This window comes from Microbulbifer thermotolerans (assembly GCF_900112305.1).
Classification (GTDB): Bacteria; Pseudomonadota; Gammaproteobacteria; order Pseudomonadales; family Cellvibrionaceae; genus Microbulbifer; species Microbulbifer thermotolerans.
Genome location: NZ_FOKT01000001.1, coordinates 1 through 18,617 on the forward strand (window position 1 = coordinate 1; position 18,617 = coordinate 18,617).

Genomic DNA, 18,617 nt, shown 5'->3' on the forward strand with positions numbered 1-18,617 from the left:
GGCGACCAAGCTGGTGCTGTTCAAGCAAGTGGCGGAAGTTGAGAATGGTGGTTTCATCCGGAATTCGGTCTGTCAGCGTCAATCCCGCAAAATGGCGCATAGACTCAATCTCGTAGAGTGAGTCTTCCATTGCGGGATCACTGAGGTTGTAGAACAGTTGCATGCAATGGATTCGCAACATGACCCGTAGTGGGTACGGCTGGCGGCCGCGCCCGTCCTTGGGGGGGGGAGAAGGGCTCGATCTTCGCTTCCAGGAGCTGCCATGGAACAAGGGATTCCATTCCAGGGGCAAATACCAACTGTCGAGTTTTATCTCCTTCATAGGCCATATCCATGGTCACTTTGGTTCCTTCCCAGCCATAGTATTCTCCCTTCTGGAGCATCGCGCGCTTGCCCTGGAGAAAGAGAAAACGCTACGGCGCTATTGTGGATTGCTGCAACCATATGAATTTTGATGGCCATCCTCCTCGTGATTTGCCGATATATTGATGACCGCTTTTTTAATGTGTCTGTGCCGCCTGGATGTACTTTTATAGCCGTGGAATTGGGGAAACATGATCAACCTGAATATTAATCACGTCATTTTCTTGAAGCGCAAGAAATACCCGATCCAATACACCCTGCTTGGTTCATCGATTCGCTTGCATTTAGATACTATGTCGGCGACTGAACCATTTAGGCTGGGCGAGCCAATTACAGCCATGCTCAGCCACGTAGAGAATGGCATTTAAGAGCCGCAGCTTAGATATTTTTCACGCTGCCAAGAGGGATTGGCAGTAAGTATTCAATTATTTTGAATTGTTGCTTTGTGAATTCCATTACGCAAACTATATAACAATTTGTGTAAACGGGACCTAGCTTAACGGGATGTCCGCTTTTACTTGACCATGCCGCCTATAGTTTAAACATTGATCTCCCTCAAGGCTCTGCAATTACTTTCTTTCAGGCGGTTATCAACGCAGTAAATCGGTTGCGCGGGAGAACCCGTTCAGTGTCTTTGAGGTGGGTGCGGTCGTACCCCCTTACCCTTCCTGGGCAAAGAGAAGGTGTATTGAATCTTTGGCCCCCTGTTAAGTAACGATCAGGTTTGAAACGTGAGAGTAGCGCTCTCCGGGAAAGAGGTGGGTGGAGGAAAAAGCGGGTGTAATGTGTGCAGGTGCAAGTTATATCGCTGTTTGTGTCGGGGTCAGCTCGATGTGAATAAAGCAATAACGGAGCGCTTAGTCAGTTTGGTTGGCCGCCGCTTTTTCCACCATAGATAGATGCCGGTAGTGAATAGTAGTGCTGGCGACAGACCAGCGATCAGCACTAGCCAGCGCCCGAACAACCCCAGGGCATCGCCATTGTGCAGCGGAAACTGCCAGGCGAGAAACTGGTTTCCGGCGGGTAGTTCGTTGAAATCATATACCATGAGAATATTGCCACTGTACTGGTCGATACGTATAAAGCTGGTGCCGTGATTGGTCCAGGGTTCGCCATCTTGCCTGAAGGTTAGCCCATAGCTATCACTGGCATCGAGGGGGAGGTAGATGCGTTTTAACTCACCTTGTGGAAAAATCTTTCGACCTATGGCGACGGCACTGTCCGGGTCTAGTGGCGGAGCTCCGGTACTTTCCGATTGGCCCCAGACGCCACGCGGCTCCAGTGGCATTACCCAGCCCACCAGTTTTTCCACCTGCAGGGGAAATACAATGGTAACTCCCGAAAAGGCGATCACGAGTAACACTGGTAGTAGGTAGATTCCAAATACTTTGTGGATATCGAAATAAAAGCGGAAGCGGTTGCCATCGCGTTTGATGGTAAAGGCGCGTTTCCAGCGCTTTCCGTTTCTGCTTGGGCGCGGCCACCAGATCGCCAGGCCGCTGATGCAGAAAAGTATTAGTGCAATTCCCATAAAACCGACAATTTTTTTGCCAGTGTCGCCGGCTAGCAGCGTGTAGTGCAGGCGGTATATCCAGGTCATGGGGTACTCGCCCCAGCCGCGCACTGCCAACACTTCCGCATCGGTGGGAGAAACGCTGACTTCAATAGGGCCGGGGGCACCCTCGGGGTTTGGGAAGCGGACTACAAATGGACTGCCGGGTTGACGCGGTGTCATCAGGCGGGTGGGCTCCGGGTTGCCGGGGACTGCCGCCTGCGCTGCGGCGAGTATCTCCGTGTAGCTGGCCGGATGTTGTGAGGGTTTGAAGGTGACGGTTTCCGGTGCGAGTTTTTCATCCAGCGCGTGATCGAATACCAGTAGACTGCCGGTAATTCCAATAACTGAAAGCAGCAGGCCCAAGGTCAGGCCTGCGTATTTGTGCAAAATGAAAAAAACGCGTCTCACGGGTCAGAAAACCTTGGAGTAAGACAGATTCACGTTGCGGCCTAAGCCCTTGAAGTTGCGGATATCATTGCCCGCGGTCTGGGAGTAATAGGTGAAGTAGTCTTCGTTTGTCAGGTTCTGGATACCCATTGAAAACTCGCCACCCAGTGCTTCTAGTTGCGCGCTTGCGTCAATGATGGTGTACCCGTCGAACTTCGCAGTTACTTCGCCGGCTTTGTTTTCAAAGTCGCGGTCCAGTAACCAGTTGGCCTGCAGGCGAGTGCTAAATACTTCATTCCAATTGCGTACCCAGCTTAGGTTGATGCGGTTGGGGGCGATATTGCGGCCATCCAGGTCGGTATCCACTTTGCCGTCGGCATCGGAGTCGTAACGACCTTCGGTGTATGCGTATCGGGTTTCAAGTATGTCGCTGTCGGTGGCGAACCATTGCCCACGTAACTCCACGCCGTCGATTTCGGTCTGCTCGCGCTTGACGCTGTAAATACCGTCACTGCCCAGCGCCAGCCGTTGTCCGAAGTCGGAGTCAGACGTGTAATAGGCCAGCTGGGCGGCAAATTTTTCCGAATTGAACTCAATGCCGAATTCTTCGTTTTGAGTCAGGATGGGTTGGAGGTCCAAAAAGCTTTCCACGTCCTGGTCGGGTTGGTCGATGCCGCGCAGTACCCGTCCGACGTCGGGCATGGAGAAGCCTTCAGAGTAGTTGGCATAGATGCGCCAGGCGTGATTGATGGTATAGGTGGCGCCGATATTTCCGAGCGTCTCACTAAACTCTGGATTGCCGCCTTTGACAAATTGACCACCGTTGTATGAGTAGAGTGTGGTGAAATCGTCTACTTTGAGTTCGGAAATTTCGTGGCGCACACCGGCAGTGATGGTAAGGCGGTCGCCCCCTGAGAATTCCGCTTGAACGTAGGGGGCAATGCTCTCGTACTGGGTGGGTGGCACCCAGGCGCGTCCGGTCAGGATCAACTGCTGCCAAGTCTCATCTTCCAGAAGGTCGACACCGTAAGCGATACTCACCGGTGCGCCAGCAATACCATCTTTGATCAAGGTCAGCTTCAGGCCGTGTTTTTCCGAGTTGTTCTGGGATTGGTCGAACACTAAATCCCCATAGGCGGGATCTTGGAAGGTGCTGCTCGGCGTGCCTCCGTAGGTGCCGGCGAAATCCTGCACAAAGATTTGGGTACGCAGTTTGTGCCCCAAAATGTTTTCGTCGGTGTATTGCAAGTTAATGGTGGTGACTTCGTTGGATGGTGATTTACCCGGTACGTCCGCCTCTATGGCTGTAGTCGGGATGCCCGCGTCGATATCGCCGTCAACGCTCAGCCAGTTGTTATTTCCCTCTATCAGATAGTGGTTGAAAGTCAGTTGTACCCGCTGGTCGCCCCAGCTGTAGCCGGTCTTGATGAAGGCATTGATGGAGTCGCTGTCCATGGTATCGCCTTGGGTATTGTCGAAGCCGACAATTTCGCCGTTGGCGTCGTAGTTGATACCGCTATCGCGGTAGCTCACGCTGGCCAAAACATCCACGGCGTCCACTTTGCCGGAGATACTGTAGCTGCCGCCATAGCCCAGGGTGTCGCTTACTGACTCAGTTTGTAGAGAGGAATCGATTCGCAGGCTCTGTTGGAATTCTTCGCTGGGAGTACGGGTCACAAGGTTGATGATCCCGCCGGATGCACCCATACCGTGGATGGCATTGGCGCCGTGAATGACTTCCACCCGTTCCAGCATCAGCGGATCTATAGTGTGGCCGTCCCGGCCGCCATTGCGCAGTGGGTTGGATTGAGGTACGCCGTCGATCAAATACAGTGGCTTGCGTCCGCGCAGACTCTCGCCGGAGCTGGTCATTTTCTGGCGGCTAGGGGAGAAGCTGGGAATCAAATTGCCGAGAATGGTGGATAAGTCGTTAGTGACCCCCATCTGCTGCTTTAGCTCCTGTCCGTCAATTAGGGTCACGGTGTTGGGAATGCTGGATAGCGGTTTCTCCGTGCGACTGGCGGTGACGACGATTTCTTCTTCAATCCGCCTATCTTCTGCCAGGGCCGCTGTGGCGGCGAAGGTGATGGCCAACGTCAAAGTGAGTTTTGTGCTGCGCATGTTCGGTACTCTCGGATTGGCATTTGAGCAGGAGAGGAGCTCGTTTGGGAAATCCGATTAACCCGCGTGAACGCTGTGGTTGAGTAATGGTTTCCCGGTTATTTAAAGAGGCTCCTTCCTGGGGGAAGTTGCGAATTGGGCGGATACTAAGGTAAATGATAATGCTTATCAATGTTGTGGTGTGGGGTTGGGTGGCTGCTTTCCCGCATCCTTCTATACTGCTCATTGGGTCTTCTGTCAGTTCTCTTTTCGCCTAATAAAGAAACCCTGCCTGATAGGTGTCAGGCCAGCAGTTAGTAAGGGGGGGGCGGTAATGGGGCGGCATTTTGAAAATGCACAAGTTAACCGCTGTGGCTCTCGGCCCCGTATTCGGCGATTTCGAAATGTCCGTCCTATTGCCTGAGCGCCCCGGAAGCTACCATAGTGTCCACGCGAATTAATCAGAGGTTCCCTAATTACCCGCTTGCTGGGGACATTAAATCTTGAGGGAGAATTAGTCAGAAGTTCCCGAATCGGAACCGCGTAAAAATAAATGCCAACTGAGGGTTGACTCACCGGAGTGTCACCTCTAGAATGCGCAGCCTCTCAAGCGGTTGGGGTGACCCACCGCAGGAAAACGAAGAAAACCAGGCTTCGTTTTCCAGAGTTGTTGCGGGGTGGAGCAGCCTGGTAGCTCGTCGGGCTCATAACCCGAAGGTCGTAGGTTCAAATCCTGCCCCCGCTACCAAATTTGCTGTGGGAGCCTGCCGGGCAGGCATTCGCGAGCAGGGCTCGCTCCCGCAGGCGGTCAAAGCCCCGGTCAGGGGCTTTTTCGTATCTGCGGGAAACAGGCAGATACCGACTCGAAGTGGGCCGCTGGCCCATTTTTTGTTTTTGTGGAGTGCATTTTGCACTTCACCCCTTTCGGGGCGGCCGATGGCTGAGCGAATCGGCAGTCCCTGCCGATTTGTGTGGAGACTGAATGGCGGGTAAGCGCGAACAGTTGGAAGAGCTTCTTGCGCCAGTGGTGGCGTCCCTGGGCTGTGAATTGTGGGGTATCGAATACCAGACGCACAGCCGCAATGCTCTGCTGCGCATCTATATCGATTCTGAAGATGGTGTCACCGTGGAAGACTGTGAGAAAGTCAGTCGCCAGGTGAGCGCGGTGCTGGACGTGGAAGACCCTATCAGCGGCAAGTACATCCTGGAGGTCTCTTCCCCGGGTCTGGACAGACCGCTGTATAAACTGGCGCACTACCAGCGCTTTGCTGGCGCCCAGATAGAAGTGCGCCTGCGCATGCCGCTGGATGGCCAGCGCAAGTGGCGCGGCTTGCTGGTCGGTGTCGAGGGCGACGAAGTAGTGCTGCGCGTGGACAGTGAGAACGAATACCTTTTGCCGATCGACAGTATCGAGAAGGCAAATGTCATCCCCCAATTTACCAAGTGATTTGTCAAATAACCTGTTAGGAGCCTGAAGCAGGCGATTTAGAGGCACAGCTGCATGAACAAAGAGATCTTGCTGGTAGCCGAGGCGGTATCCAACGAGAAGGGCGTGGACCGGGAAGTCATTTTCCAGGCCATCGAGGCGGCACTGGCAACGGCCACCAAAAAACGCTACGACGAGGATTCCACTATCGAGGTCATCATCGATCGCAGGACAGGTGACTATGAGACCTTCCGCAGCTGGGAAGTGGTGGATGACGATACCCTGGCCGAACTGGGTACTCAGTTTACATTGGAAGAGGCGCACGAAAAGGATCCCGAACTGAAGGCCGGCGACATCTACCGCGAAAAAGTGGAGAACGTCGAATTCGGTCGCATTGCGGCGCAGACCGCCAAGCAGGTGATCGTGCAGAAGGTGCGCGAGGCCGAACGCGCCAAAGTGGTTGAGGAGTATCGCGACCGCGTCGGCGAATTGGTCAATGGCACTGTAAAAAAGGTGACGCGCGACTTTATCGCCGTCGATTTGGGGAATAATGCCGAAGCGCGCTTGCCGCGCGATCAGCTGGTTGGCCGTGAAATTTTCCGTCTCGGTGACCGGGTGCGCGCCATTCTGAAGGAAATCCAGCCGGAAGCGAGGGGCCCGCAGCTGATGCTGAGCCGCTCCTGCCCGGAGATGCTGATCGAGCTGTTCCGCATCGAAGTGCCGGAGATCGCCGAACAGGTGATCGAAATAAAAGGTGCTGCCCGCGATCCGGGGCTGCGCGCCAAGATAGCCGTGACCACCAACGATGGCCGTATCGATCCTGTGGGCGCCTGTGTCGGTATGCGCGGCGCCCGCGTGCAGGCGGTGTCCAACGAACTGTCCGGCGAGCGTGTGGACATTGTGTTGTGGGACGAAAACCCGGCCCAGTTTGTTATCAATGCCATGGCGCCGGCGGAGATCGAGTCCATCGTTGTGGATGAGGATGCGGGCTCCATGGACGTGGCGGTAGCCGAGGAAAATCTGGCTATGGCGATCGGCCGCAGCGGCCAGAATGTGCGTTTGGCGTCGGAGCTTACCCGCTGGCAAATCAATGTGATGAGCATTGAAGAGTGGCAGGCCAAGCAGGAAGCAGAATCCAGCGACATTATGCAGACCTTTATGGATCGCCTGGATATTGACGAAGATGTTGCCGGTGTATTGGTGGAGGAAGGCTTCACCACACTGGAGGAAGTGGCCTACGTCCCCATCGAGGAAATGCTCGCCATCGATGGTTTCGACGAGGAAATTGCCGAGGAACTGCGTGCCCGTGCCAAAGATGCCCTGTTAACCCAGGCCCTGGCCTCGGAGGAGCAGCTGGATGCCGCCGAACCCCAGGCAGACCTGTTGAATATGGAGGGTATGGATCGCCACTTGGCCTACTTGCTGGCTAGCCGCGGTATTGCCACCATGGACGATTTGGCTGAGCAGGCCGTGGACGATCTGCTGGACATCGAAGGTATGGACCAGGAGCGCGCGGCAGCGTTAATTATGAAAGCGCGTGAACCTTGGTTTGCCGATGACAGCGGCGAAACTACAGAATAATTGCAAGAGTCCTGAGGGACACCCCCCGCTGGCGGTATGATGGGCGCAAAATGTATTGCCGGCGGGGCAGGCTCCACGAGAGCTGCTTGGAAACCGATAGAATAGACCCCGCCGATCGAGACTTTTAGGAGAGAGAATGGCCGAAGTAACAGTTAGCGAACTCGCCAAATCGGTTGGAGCCACCGAGGATCGTCTGCTCAAGCAGATGAAGGAAGCGGGTTTGCCCCACACTAGCGCGGATGCGGTGGTGTCGGACGAGGAAAAACAGGTCCTGCTCAATTTCCTGAAAAGTAGTCACGGGGAGCAGGGCGCCAGCCCGCGCAAGATCACCTTGAAGCGCAAGACCACCACCACTCTGAAAACCGGCTCTGGCGCCGGTCGCAAGACGGTGAATGTGGAAGTACGCAAGAAACGCACCTATGTGAAGCGCCCGCAGGCAGAGTTGGAGGCCGAGGCTGCCAAACAGGCCGCGGCCAAGGCGGAGCTGGAGAAGGCCCTGGCCGAGCAGGCCGCTTTAGAGAAGGCGCGCGCCGAGCAGGCAGCGGCGGAGCGCGCTCGCGCTGAAGCCGAGGCCAAGGCGGCCCGCGAGGCGGAGGAAGCCGCTGCGGCAGAGGAAGAAAAGAAAGCTGCGGAAAAGGTCGTAGAAGAGCCTGAAGAGAAGCCAGCGGAGGAGCCCGAAGAGAAAAAAGCTGAGCCCGAAGCGCCGGCGGAAGAAAAGGGTGAAGAGAAAGAGGAAAAGGCCGACAAGCCCCCCAAAAAGCCCGCGGCTCCGGTCCGCACTAGTTATGTGGACGACATAGAGGCAATGCGTATTGCGGCCATGGAAAGGCGCCGGCAGCAGGCGGAGCAGGAACAGCGCGAGCTGGAAGAGAAAAAAGCCCGCCTGGAAGCGGAGCGTGCGCGCGCCGAGCAAGAGAAGAAGGAAAAGGAAAAAGAAAAGGAAAAAGCTAGGGCCGAGGAAACCGCCAAGCCCTCCCTGCGCCGCAAGCAGGAAGTGACGGAGGACGAGCGCGATGGTGGAGAGCCGCGCAAACGCCGCGGTCGCCGCGCAAAATCCGGCCCGAAGAAAACCAGCCGCACGGCACTCTATGAGCAGGCGCTGGAAGCCTTTGAAGAAGACGAGGCGGAAAAGCGCAGCACTCGCTCGCTGTCGCGCCCGGCAATCAAGATTAAACCCACACACGGCTTCAAGAAGCCGACAGGAAAGCAGGTGTACGAAGTACAGTTGGGTGAAACCATCACCGTCGGTGAGCTGGCCAAGCAGATGAATATCAAGGCCGGAGAGCTGATCAAGCGCCTGATGAAAATGGGCGAGATGGTCACCATCAATCAAAGTTTGGATCGCGATACGGCACAGCTGATCGTCGAGGAAATGGGCCACAAGGTGGTTCTGGTGTCCGAGACCCAGTTGGAAGAGAGCCTGATCGAGGAGGCCCAGGCGGTCGAGGGCAAAGAGGTTTCCCGCGCGCCGGTAGTAACCGTGATGGGCCATGTGGACCACGGCAAGACTTCGCTGCTGGACTATATCCGCAAGACCAAAGTGGCCTCTGGTGAAGCCGGTGGCATTACCCAGCACATCGGTGCCTACCGGGTGAAAACCAGCCACGGCGAGATCACCTTCCTGGATACGCCTGGGCACGCCGCCTTTACCGCTATGCGCGCCCGTGGCGCTCAGGCCACCGACGTGGTGATCCTGGTGGTGGCCGCCGATGACGGCGTTATGCCGCAGACCGAAGAGGCGATCAATCACGCCCGCGCAGCCGGCGTGCCACTGGTGGTCGCCATCAACAAATGCGACAAGGAAGCCGCGGACCCAGATCGAGTTAAGAACGAGCTGGCGGCAAAAGACGTGATCCCCGAGGATTGGGGCGGCGATATTCAGTTCGTCAATGTATCCGCGCACACCGGTCAGGGTATCGACGAGCTGCTGGAAGCGGTGTCCCTGCAGGCGGAGATACTGGAGTTGAAGGCCAAGGTGGGCGTTCCCGCCACCGGCGTGGTGATCGAATCCCGCCTGGAGAAGGGCCGCGGCGTGGTCGCGACTCTGCTGGTGCAAAACGGTGAGCTGAGACGCGGCGATATCGTGCTGGCAGGCCAGAGCTACGGCCGCGTGCGCGCTATGACCAATGAGCTTGGCCAGAAGGTCAAGGAGGCTGGCCCGTCCACGCCTGTGGAGCTGCTGGGCCTGGATACCACGCCCAATGCTGGTGACGACTTCCTCGTGGTGGCGGATGAACGCAAGGCCCGTGAAGTGGCTGAGCAGCGCGCCGAGCGCGAGCGCCGCGAGCGCATGCAACGCCAGCAGGCTGCCAAGCTGGAGAATATGTTTGCCGATATGGAAGCCGGCGAGAAAAAAGTGCTGCCGGTAGTGATCAAGGCCGACGTGCGCGGATCCCTGGAGGCAATCCTGGGCGCGTTGGCGGATATCGGCAACGAGGAAGTCTCTGTCAATGTGGTATCCAGCGGTGTCGGCGGCATCGCCGAGAACGACATCAACCTGGCGTTGACCGCCGGCGCAATCGTTATCGGATTTAATACCCGGGCGGACTCCGCGGCGCGCAAACTGGCTGAACAGGAAAGCGTGGAAATCCGCTATTACAGTGTGATTTACAACCTGCTGGATGAAGTGAAGCAGGCCCTGTCGGGTATGCTGGAGCCGGAAGTGCGCGAGGAGATTGTCGGTATTGCCGAAGTGCGCGATGTTTTCCGTTCACCCAAGTTCGGCGCCATCGCCGGTTGTATGGTGACCGAGGGTACCGTCTACCGCAACAAGCCGATTCGCGTACTGCGCGATAATGTTGTGATCTTCCAGGGCGAACTGGAATCCCTGCGCCGTTTCAAGGACGATGTGCAAGAGGTGCGCAACGGCATGGAGTGTGGTATTGGCGTGAAGGACTACAACGACGTCAAGCCCGGCGACCAGATAGAAGTCTACGATATCGTCAAGGTCGCCCGCGAATTGTAATCCCCGGGCGGGGAGGACAACTTAGGGGCCGCGTGCAGGCCCCGAAGCTGACTTTCCCGCCGCTTTGGATCCATCCTCAGGCAAGTGCGGCGTGGCCGATCGCCTCAGTGCGGGCCCGCCGGCCAACCGCCATTGAAATAGGTAGCAGATGGCAAGAGAATTCCACCGTACCGATCGTGTCGCAGACGCCATGCGCCGCGAACTGGCGCAACTGATCCAGATGGAAGTGCGCGACCCGCGTCTGGGCATGGTCAATGTCAACGATGTAGAAGTAAGTCGTGATCTTTCCGTGGCCAAGGTATATGTCACCTTCGTCGGTGAGGATGACCGTGCCAAGATTAATACGGCCACGGATGTCCTGAACAAGGCTGCCGGTTTTCTGCGCAGCCAACTGGCGCGCACCATTCAGATGCGCACCATCCCACGCCTGCAATTTATCTATGATGAAACATCTGTGCGGGGTCAGCAGCTGTCGGCGCTGATCGATAAGGCTGTTAAAGCCGACCAAAAACACCGCCAGGATGACGAAGAAGACAAATCCACGGGAGCGGATTCCGATACCGGGGATAGCGGGAGTCACTGACCGATGGGCCGCAGACCTAAGTGGGGCCGGCAGGTCCACGGTGTGCTGTTGCTGAACAAGCCCGCCGGTATCACCGCCAACGAAGCCCTGCAAAAAGCCAAACGACTGTTCTTTGCCAATCGCGCCGGACACACCGGGGCGCTGGACCCGCTTGCCACCGGCGTACTGCCGGTTTGTTTCGGCGAAGCGACCAAGTTTTCCCAGTACCTGCTGGATGCGGACAAGCGTTACCGAAGTACTTTCTGTTTCGGCATGTCCACCGCCAGTGGCGACGCCGACGGGGATGTGATCGAAACCCGGGACGCTTCCGGGTTAACCGAAAAGGCTGTGCGCAAGGCCATGGCATCCTTCCGCGGGTGTATCAAGCAGGTTCCGTCCATGTACTCGGCGCTCAAACACAAGGGGCAGCCGCTGTACAAACTGGCGCGCCAGGGCGTGGAGGTGAAGCGCGAGGCGCGCGATGTGGAAATCTACGAATACGAGCTGTTGAGCTTTACCCCGGGCGCCCAGCCACGGGCCGAGGTGGAAATTCACTGCTCCAAGGGCACCTATGTGCGCAGCCTGGCGGAAGACCTGGGCCGGGCCCTGGGAGTGGGGGCCTATGTGGACCAGCTACACAGAAGTGCCGCGGGCCCCTTCAGCGATGCCGACGCCGTGACTCTGGAAGCGCTCACGGAAGAGCGCGGCGAGGGCAGAGCGGAGCAGTTGGATCATCACCTGCTACCGGTGGATGCGCCCGCCGCCGCGCTGCCCAAACTGATCCTGCCGGATGACTCTGGTTATTATCTGCGCCAGGGGCAGCCGGTAATGGACTTGCAGGTCTATCGTATCGGCGAAGAAGGTGATATGGTGCGCCTCTTCCTCGAAAGTGGCGAATTTCTGGGCGTGGGGGAAATCACCGACGACGGTCGCGTGGCCCCGCGGCGCCTAGTTAGCAATTTGTAGAGAGGGCTGGGACCGGTCTCGGTTGTGGACCTCTTCTGCAGAGGCGGCCTTAGCGCCGCAAAGCGACTAGCTGGTCTGTAAATATGCACGGGCCAGCCGAATCATCAAAGCATATTACGACGAGGTAATTCGTTATGGCACTGACTGCCGCTGAGAAAGCAGCTATCTTGAAAGAACACGGTCAATCCGAAGGCGATACCGGCTCTCCGGAAGTTCAGGTGGCTCTTCTGACCGCCAACATCAACAAGCTGCAGAATCACTTCTCCGAGCACAAACAGGATCATCACTCTCGCCGTGGTCTGATCCGCATGGTAAACCAGCGCCGCAAGTTGCTGGATTACCTGAAGCGCAAGGATCTTAACCGCTACGCACAGCTGATTGCCAAACTCGGCCTGCGTCGCTAAGACCCTGGAATGCCCGCCACTGGCGGGCATTCTTTTATCTGTCCCCGCGTCTGGAGTTTTGGCCGCCGGGAGCGCCTGGTTTCGGCTAGGCACACGGGCTGCAGGCCCGTTAATATTTCGCCGTGAGTGCGAAAACTGTAGGGGTTGCTGGAATGGGCCAGCAACCGTAAGGAAATAGGAAAAAACGAGTGAATCCAGTAAGCAAAACCTTCCAGTACGGACAGCACCAGGTCACCATCGAGACCGGCCGCATCGCGCGTCAGGCAACTGGTGCGGCCCTGGTTACCATGGGCGAAACCGTAGTCCTGTGTACCGTTGTCGGCGCAAAAGAAGTGAAAGCCGGCCAGGACTTCTTCCCCCTGTCCGTGCACTATCAGGAAAAGGCCTACGCGGCCGGTAAGATTCCCGGTGGTTTCTTCAAACGTGAAGGCCGCCCGTCCGAAAAAGAAACTCTGACCTCACGCCTGATCGACCGCCCCATCCGCCCGCTCTTCCCCGACGGCTTTATGAACGAAGTACAGGTGATGGCCACTGTTCTGTCCGCAGAGAAGGACATGGACCCGGATATCGCCTCCATGATCGGCACTTCCGCGGCGTTGGCAGTCTCCGGCATTCCTTTCGCCGGTCCGATTGGCGCCGCGCGCGTAGGTTACACCCCGGAAGACGGCTATCTGCTGAATCCCGGTTATCAGGCGCTAAAGACCTCCGAGTTGGATATGGTGGTGGCCGGCACCAAAGATGCCGTGCTGATGGTGGAGTCCGAGGCCCAGGAACTACCGGAAGATATCATGTTGGGTGCGGTGCTTTTTGCCCACCAGGAAATGCAGGCGGTTATCCGGGTTTGTGAAGAACTGAAGGCAGAGGCCGGCAAGCCCGCCTGGGACTGGCAGCCTGAGCCGGTTAACGAAGCGCTCAAAGCCGCGCTGGAAAGCCAGTTTTCCGAGCAGGTGGCTGAAGCCTACAAAATCACCAACAAGCAGCAGCGCGTCACCCGCCTGGGTGAGCTGCGCACTGCCGCTGTTGAAGCTCTCTCCAGTGAAGAAGTTACCGAGGAACTGGTGAAAACCTACTTCGGCAAACTGGAGAAAAAAATTGTGCGCGGTGCCGTGGTGCGTGGTGAACCCCGAATCGACGGCCGCGACAACAAAACCGTACGCCCCATCAGCGTCGAAGTCGGCGTGCTGCCCAAGGCGCACGGTTCCGCTCTGTTCACCCGCGGTGAAACCCAGGCGCTGGTGGTGGCGACTCTCGGTTCCACCGGTGATGCACAGATCATCGACGCCCTGGAAGGCGAGCGCAAAGACTACTTCATGCTGCACTACAACTTCCCTCCGTATTCCGTGGGAGAAGCGGGTCGTGTGGGCGCCACTGGTCGTCGCGAAATCGGTCACGGCCGCCTGGCCCGCCGCGGTATCGCGGCGGTATTGCCGAACCCGGCGGACTTCCCTTATACCCTGCGCGTGGTATCCGAGATCACCGAGTCCAACGGTTCCAGCTCCATGGCTTCCGTGTGCGGTTCCAGCCTGGCGCTGATGGACGCCGGTGTGCCTTTGAAGGCACCAGTGGCCGGTATCGCAATGGGGCTGGTGAAGGAAGAGGACGGCTATGCCGTACTAACCGATATCCTCGGCGATGAGGACCACCTCGGGGATATGGACTTTAAGGTGGCCGGTACGGCGAGTGGTGTGACCGCTCTGCAGATGGATATCAAGATCGAGGGTATCACCGAAGAGATTATGGAGACCGCGCTCGAGCAGGCATTGCAGGCGCGTCTGCATATACTCGCGGAAATGAACAAGGTGATTGGCGAATCCCGCTCGACAGTGAATGAGAATGCGCCCCGCTACGCCACGCTGAAGATACATCCGGATAAGATCCGCGATGTGATCGGCAAGGGCGGTGCCACCATCCGCTCAATTACCGAGGAAACCGGGGCGTCCATTGATATCGAGGACGACGGCACTGTGAAGGTGTTCGGTGAGGACGGTGAGAGCCTGGAGGCGGCGGTTACCCGTATTGAGGAGATTACTGCGGAAGCCGAGATCGGCGCTATTTATGAGGGCACCGTAGTACGCATTGTGGACTTCGGCGCTTTTGTGAACTTCCTCCCGGGCAAGGATGGTCTGGTGCATATTTCCCAGATCGCAGAAGAGCGCGTCAACGCGGTGACCGATTACCTGAGCGAAGGCCAGAAGGTGTTGGTTAAGGTATTGGATGTTGACCAGCGCGGTCGCATTAAGTTGTCCATTAAAGAGGCCAAACAGGATCGGGCCGAACAGGCTGAAGCACCGGATCAGGCCTCCGGTGAAGACTGATCCCGTTGAACCTGAAAAAACCCGGCAATTGCCGGGTTTTTTTTCGCGCTGCCTATGAGCGCGCAGTATCTTTCCCGCCTGGAAACGAGTGATTCTGCGGTTTATTGACGGCACAGTTAGGTAAAAAGCATTGACGCCAAGAGGGCGCGACTGGCACGCTTGTGCAATATGGAGAAAGGGGGACACTAGCGATATTTGGCGCGGCTGCGATCCAGGATTTTTATATTCCGCTTGGGGCTGGGGCGGTCCGTTCACGCAATACTGCCGCTTGGCGTTAATCCATTATCCCCACTGCACTGCGTCAAATGGTGTTTGCGCCCCGGTTTCCTCTTCCACAGACCGCGGCGATAAGAGCGAAAGCTTTTTTATTGGGGGAGCAGTGCGTACGGGATTGTTTTGAGCACGGAAGGGGGATTATGGTGAGTGATGTTGACTTGCCCGGCGAGCGGACCTTTGTTCGGTTCACTATCTTGTCGACCAGTGGTTACGGTTGTCTTTTTTAATTGTCCTCCAATGCCAAGATGAGTCGGTATGACTCTTGCTTGTATACCTGGTGCTCAAAGGCGAATAGAGAATTCCACGATAAGGTTATTAGGCTGCTTATTTTTTGAACGCTTAACCTGACTTTCATGCGTTAAGTGATTATTTATACGTGGTCTATTTGCGCCAAATCTTTCCCATACCCGCTGTATCCCTTCATTGCGACCAAATAATAAGATATTCCTTGAAAAAATATTAAATTTAATAAATTATTTGGTCTGCAGTCCTGGCATTGAGAGCGAGTTCAAGATTTTCAGAGTCGGGCCGAATAAAAAGCTCCAAAAGAGTGCAACGAGACCGGGTGCCGGTTGAGGCTTCAGGGGCGAGAGGGACCTGCCCAAGAAATAAATACAACGAACGATCGGGAGACTTTCTCATGTTCCAAAAAAACAAGCTCAGTAATTCAATGGCGGAGAGCAAAGGCTCTGCTGCTTGGGGGCGCGCAGCCTTCCTGGCCGTAGGCACTTTGTTTTCCGCTACGGTGATGGCGCAGCAGGTGGGGACTATCGAGGGCCAGGTTTCCCTCGGTGACGACATCGATGCGACCGGAGTCACTGTTACTGCGACCAGTAATGTAATGCCTCGTCCCCGCACAGTGGTGACGGATGACGACGGCGAGTTCAAACTGCCGATGCTGATTCCGGGCATCTACACCGTGACCTTCACCTCTGAGGATGGCGCCACCCGGACTGTGAAGGCGGAGGTGTTGCTGGATCAAGTGACTGTGCTGGACGTCAATTTGTTGGCCCCGGTTGCCGAAACGCTGGAAGAGCTGGTGGTGACGGGGGAAATGGTGACTGTGGGAGGTAACTCCTCGCTGTCCGATGCCATCGGTGCTGAAATTCTCGAGTCTCTGCCGGTTGGGCAGGATTACCGCGATCTGATGAAACTGGCTCCCGGGGTTCAGTACAGCCAGAACAGTATTCGTGGCCCCAATGCCGGCGGCAGTGGTCAGGATAACGTATACAAGTTCGACGGCGTCAACGTCACCCTGCCCATGTTCGGCACCCTCTCGGCTGAGCCGTCCACCCAGGATGTGGAACAGTTTTCCGTGGAGCGTGGCGGCGCGCGCGCCATCGGCTTCAACCGTTCCGGCGGTATGACCGTCAACACTATCAGCAAGTCCGGTACCAATGAATTTAAGGGCAGCGTAGAGTATCGGGTGCAGCCCTCTGGCCTGCGTGAAGAACCCAAGGATGGTGTCGATTCCGATGTCACCCAAACCTGGATGACTGCCAATGTCGGTGGCCCGCTGATCGAAGACCAACTGTTTTTCTACGGTTCTTACTATGGCCCGCGCGAAGACGGCGACAATAAAGAGACCGCTTACGGTTCCACCAAGGACTATTCCAGTGAGCGCGATGAGTACTACGGCAAGCTGACCTATGCACCCATCGACAGCGTGTTGCTGAATGCCGCTTACCGGACTTCGGAGCGCGTCAACGAGGGCGCTTCCATCGGTGAGTATGAGGCGGACTCTGTTTCTGTGGGTGAAGAGGCCAATCAGGATATCCTGACACTGGACGGTTCCTGGCTCGTTAACGACGACCTTACCGTGAGCTTCCAGTACAGCGATTACAGCCTGGAAACCGCCGGGGTACCGGATACCACCCTTGGCGTGCAGCCGGTGATCGGTGATTCCCTGGATCTCGACAACCTGGATCAGATGGGCTATCTGACTGTACCCACGGTCAATTCCGCATACTCCTCCGCCTACAACACCCTGGCGCAGCAGCTGATCGACCAGTACGGTTATCTGGACGATTCTGGAACGCTGACCGGTGGCGGCGGTGTCGGTGCCTACTATCAGTTCAATGTGCAAAATTTCTACCGTGAAAGTTTTGAACTGGCAGTGGACTACAACTTTGAGATTGGCTCCACTTCCCACGAGCTGCACGTGGGTTACCAGTGGTCCGAGGGCGAGGAGGAGCTGGCGCGCCTGTCCAATGGCTGGGGTCTGATCAGCCTGGTAGACGGTGCCAACGACGCGGACGCTCCGGACAACGCCTTGTTCCTGGCCAAAACTCAGCAGATGAGCTTTGTGGGCGCGGATGGTTCCACTGTGCCGTCGATCAAGTCCTATACCGAAACCCACAACTTTGAGATCAATGACTCCATCGCCTGGGGGGACTTTATCTTTGATGTGGGCTTCCTGATCAGCCAGGACACCCTCTACGGTCAGGGGCTGAAGGAAGACGGCAGCACGGTATCCGGCTATGTGGCCGCACCGGGCCACAAGTACGAGATGTACCAGGTCGACTGGGAGGATATGATCCAGCCCCGCCTCGGCGTTTCCTGGGCCTACAATGGCGTCGACACCATTTTTGCCAGCTTCGCCCAGTACAACCCGGCGGCCACCTCCCTGGCTCGTGCCGCCTCCTGGGATCGCAATAGTGCAGCGCTTATCGAAGTCTACTTCGATGATGAAGGTAACTACATCAGCTCCTCACCCCGCGCTAGCTCCTCGGGCAAGCTGTTTGCCGACGACCTGGATCCGCGTCGCGTGGATGAGCTGACCATCGGTACCACCAAGGAGTTCGACAACGGTATCAGTCTGCGCTCGCACATCCGCTACCGCGAGGGCTCACATTTCTGGGAGGATACGCCGAACACCGCCCGCCTGTACGGCTGTTACGGTGAAAACAATGACATGTGCGTGCCGTCGGATATCGCGGCCAAGGGCCTCTATATCGACAACCTGGACGAGATGCTGGCACAGATCGGCAGCGGTTCCACCTATGTGATCGCCGAACTGGACGACGCCTATACCAAGTACCTGGAGTTCAGCTTGGAAGCGTCTTGGATGGGTGAGCGCACTTACCTGAATGCGTCTTACACTCACAGCCGCTACACCGGTAACTTTGACCAGGACAACACGGCTGCTTCCAACGACCTGAACACCTTTATTGGTTCTTCCAATATTGGCGATGGTATTGGTCGCCAGGTGTGGGATTACAAGGACGGCACCCTGAGCGGTGACCGGCCACATCTGTTGAAACTGTTCGGCCAGTACACCTTGGATTGGAATGCCAATATCGGCGCCTATCTGGTGTACCAGTCCGGTCAGCCCTGGGAGACCTGGAACGGTTCCATCTACGGCTTTACCAGCAGCACCAACCGCTACGCGGAAAAAGCCGGTAGCCACCGCTCGCCGAGCCACTGGCAGATGGATCTGAGCTATACGCAGAACTTCAATTTCTATGGTGATTACCTGGTTAAGTTCCGCGCGGACATTTTCAACGTGTTCGACAAGCAGACCGGCTATAACATCGACCCAATCTACAATTCAGAAACTTACGGTGATCCACGTAGCTACTATGCGCCGCGTCGCGTGCAGCTGTCTCTGGCTGTAGACTTCTGATCGGCGGCTGAGTCGGCCTTTTAAACTGTCCACAGGATGCCCCGGCAATGCCGGGGCTTTTTTTTATACGCAGGACAACCGAGCAGTGAAAA

General features: G+C 56.6%; 11 protein-coding genes, 1 tRNA gene and 1 pseudogene. 10 read left to right on the plus strand and 3 right to left on the minus strand.

The window, feature by feature from the left end; translation table 11 throughout:
• Nucleotides 1–335: pseudogene (locus tag BM155_RS16855) on the minus strand (transposase); the annotation flags it as partial.
• A gap of 219 nt (nt 336–554) precedes the next feature.
• Here BM155_RS16855 and BM155_RS17240 point away from each other — a divergent pair.
• Nucleotides 555–731 (plus strand): hypothetical protein, encoded by a 177-nt coding sequence (locus tag BM155_RS17240; RefSeq protein ID WP_175487720.1) that lies wholly within the window; start codon nt 555–557, stop codon nt 729–731.
• A 455-nt stretch (nt 732–1,186) separates the two neighbouring features.
• Here BM155_RS17240 and BM155_RS00015 read toward each other — a convergent pair whose 3' ends face one another.
• Both BM155_RS00015 and BM155_RS00020 read right to left on the minus strand, forming a co-directional pair.
• Complete coding sequence (locus BM155_RS00015; RefSeq protein WP_074900369.1) at nt 1,187–2,326, minus strand: PepSY-associated TM helix domain-containing protein; 1,140 nt, start codon at nt 2,324–2,326, stop codon at nt 1,187–1,189.
• Nucleotides 2,327–2,329: 3 nt separating this feature from the next.
• Nucleotides 2,330–4,426 (minus strand): TonB-dependent receptor, encoded by a 2,097-nt coding sequence (locus BM155_RS00020; RefSeq protein ID WP_074900371.1) that lies wholly within the window; start codon nt 4,424–4,426, stop codon nt 2,330–2,332.
• 650 nt (nt 4,427–5,076) lie between these two features.
• On the opposite strand from BM155_RS00020, the gene BM155_RS00025 reads away from it, so the two are divergent.
• The 9 genes from BM155_RS00025 (at nt 5,077) to BM155_RS00065 (ending at nt 18,525) form a co-directional block, all read left to right on the plus strand.
• Nucleotides 5,077–5,153: transfer RNA gene (locus BM155_RS00025), tRNA-Met, on the plus strand.
• A gap of 234 nt (nt 5,154–5,387) precedes the next feature.
• The gene (rimP, locus tag BM155_RS00030) at nt 5,388–5,852 is read left to right on the plus strand and encodes a ribosome maturation factor RimP (RefSeq protein ID WP_074900373.1); all 465 of its coding nucleotides are present in this window, start codon (nt 5,388–5,390) and stop codon (nt 5,850–5,852) included.
• Between the two features lie 54 nt (nt 5,853–5,906).
• Entirely contained in the window at nt 5,907–7,412 is a 1,506-nt protein-coding gene (gene nusA, locus BM155_RS00035) for a transcription termination factor NusA (RefSeq protein WP_067151838.1), read from the plus strand.
• A 136-nt stretch (nt 7,413–7,548) separates the two neighbouring features.
• The gene (gene infB / locus BM155_RS00040) at nt 7,549–10,377 is read left to right on the plus strand and encodes a translation initiation factor IF-2 (protein ID WP_067151840.1); all 2,829 of its coding nucleotides are present in this window, start codon (nt 7,549–7,551) and stop codon (nt 10,375–10,377) included.
• 148 nt (nt 10,378–10,525) lie between these two features.
• Entirely contained in the window at nt 10,526–10,960 is a 435-nt protein-coding gene (gene rbfA / locus BM155_RS00045) for a 30S ribosome-binding factor RbfA (RefSeq protein WP_067151842.1), read from the plus strand.
• A 3-nt stretch (nt 10,961–10,963) separates the two neighbouring features.
• On the plus strand, nt 10,964–11,905 hold the full coding sequence (gene truB / locus BM155_RS00050) for a tRNA pseudouridine(55) synthase TruB (RefSeq protein ID WP_067151844.1): 942 nt from the start codon (nt 10,964–10,966) through the stop codon (nt 11,903–11,905).
• A 134-nt stretch (nt 11,906–12,039) separates the two neighbouring features.
• Entirely contained in the window at nt 12,040–12,309 is a 270-nt protein-coding gene (gene rpsO, locus BM155_RS00055) for a 30S ribosomal protein S15 (RefSeq protein WP_067151846.1), read from the plus strand.
• A 188-nt stretch (nt 12,310–12,497) separates the two neighbouring features.
• A complete protein-coding gene (pnp, locus tag BM155_RS00060; protein WP_067151847.1) occupies nt 12,498–14,624 on the plus strand; it encodes a polyribonucleotide nucleotidyltransferase in 2,127 nt (708 codons plus the stop codon).
• A 916-nt stretch (nt 14,625–15,540) separates the two neighbouring features.
• Nucleotides 15,541–18,525, plus strand: a complete 2,985-nt coding sequence (locus BM155_RS00065; protein WP_074900376.1) for a carboxypeptidase regulatory-like domain-containing protein — start codon at nt 15,541–15,543, stop codon at nt 18,523–18,525.
• The last annotated feature ends 92 nt before the right edge of the window (nt 18,526–18,617 follow it).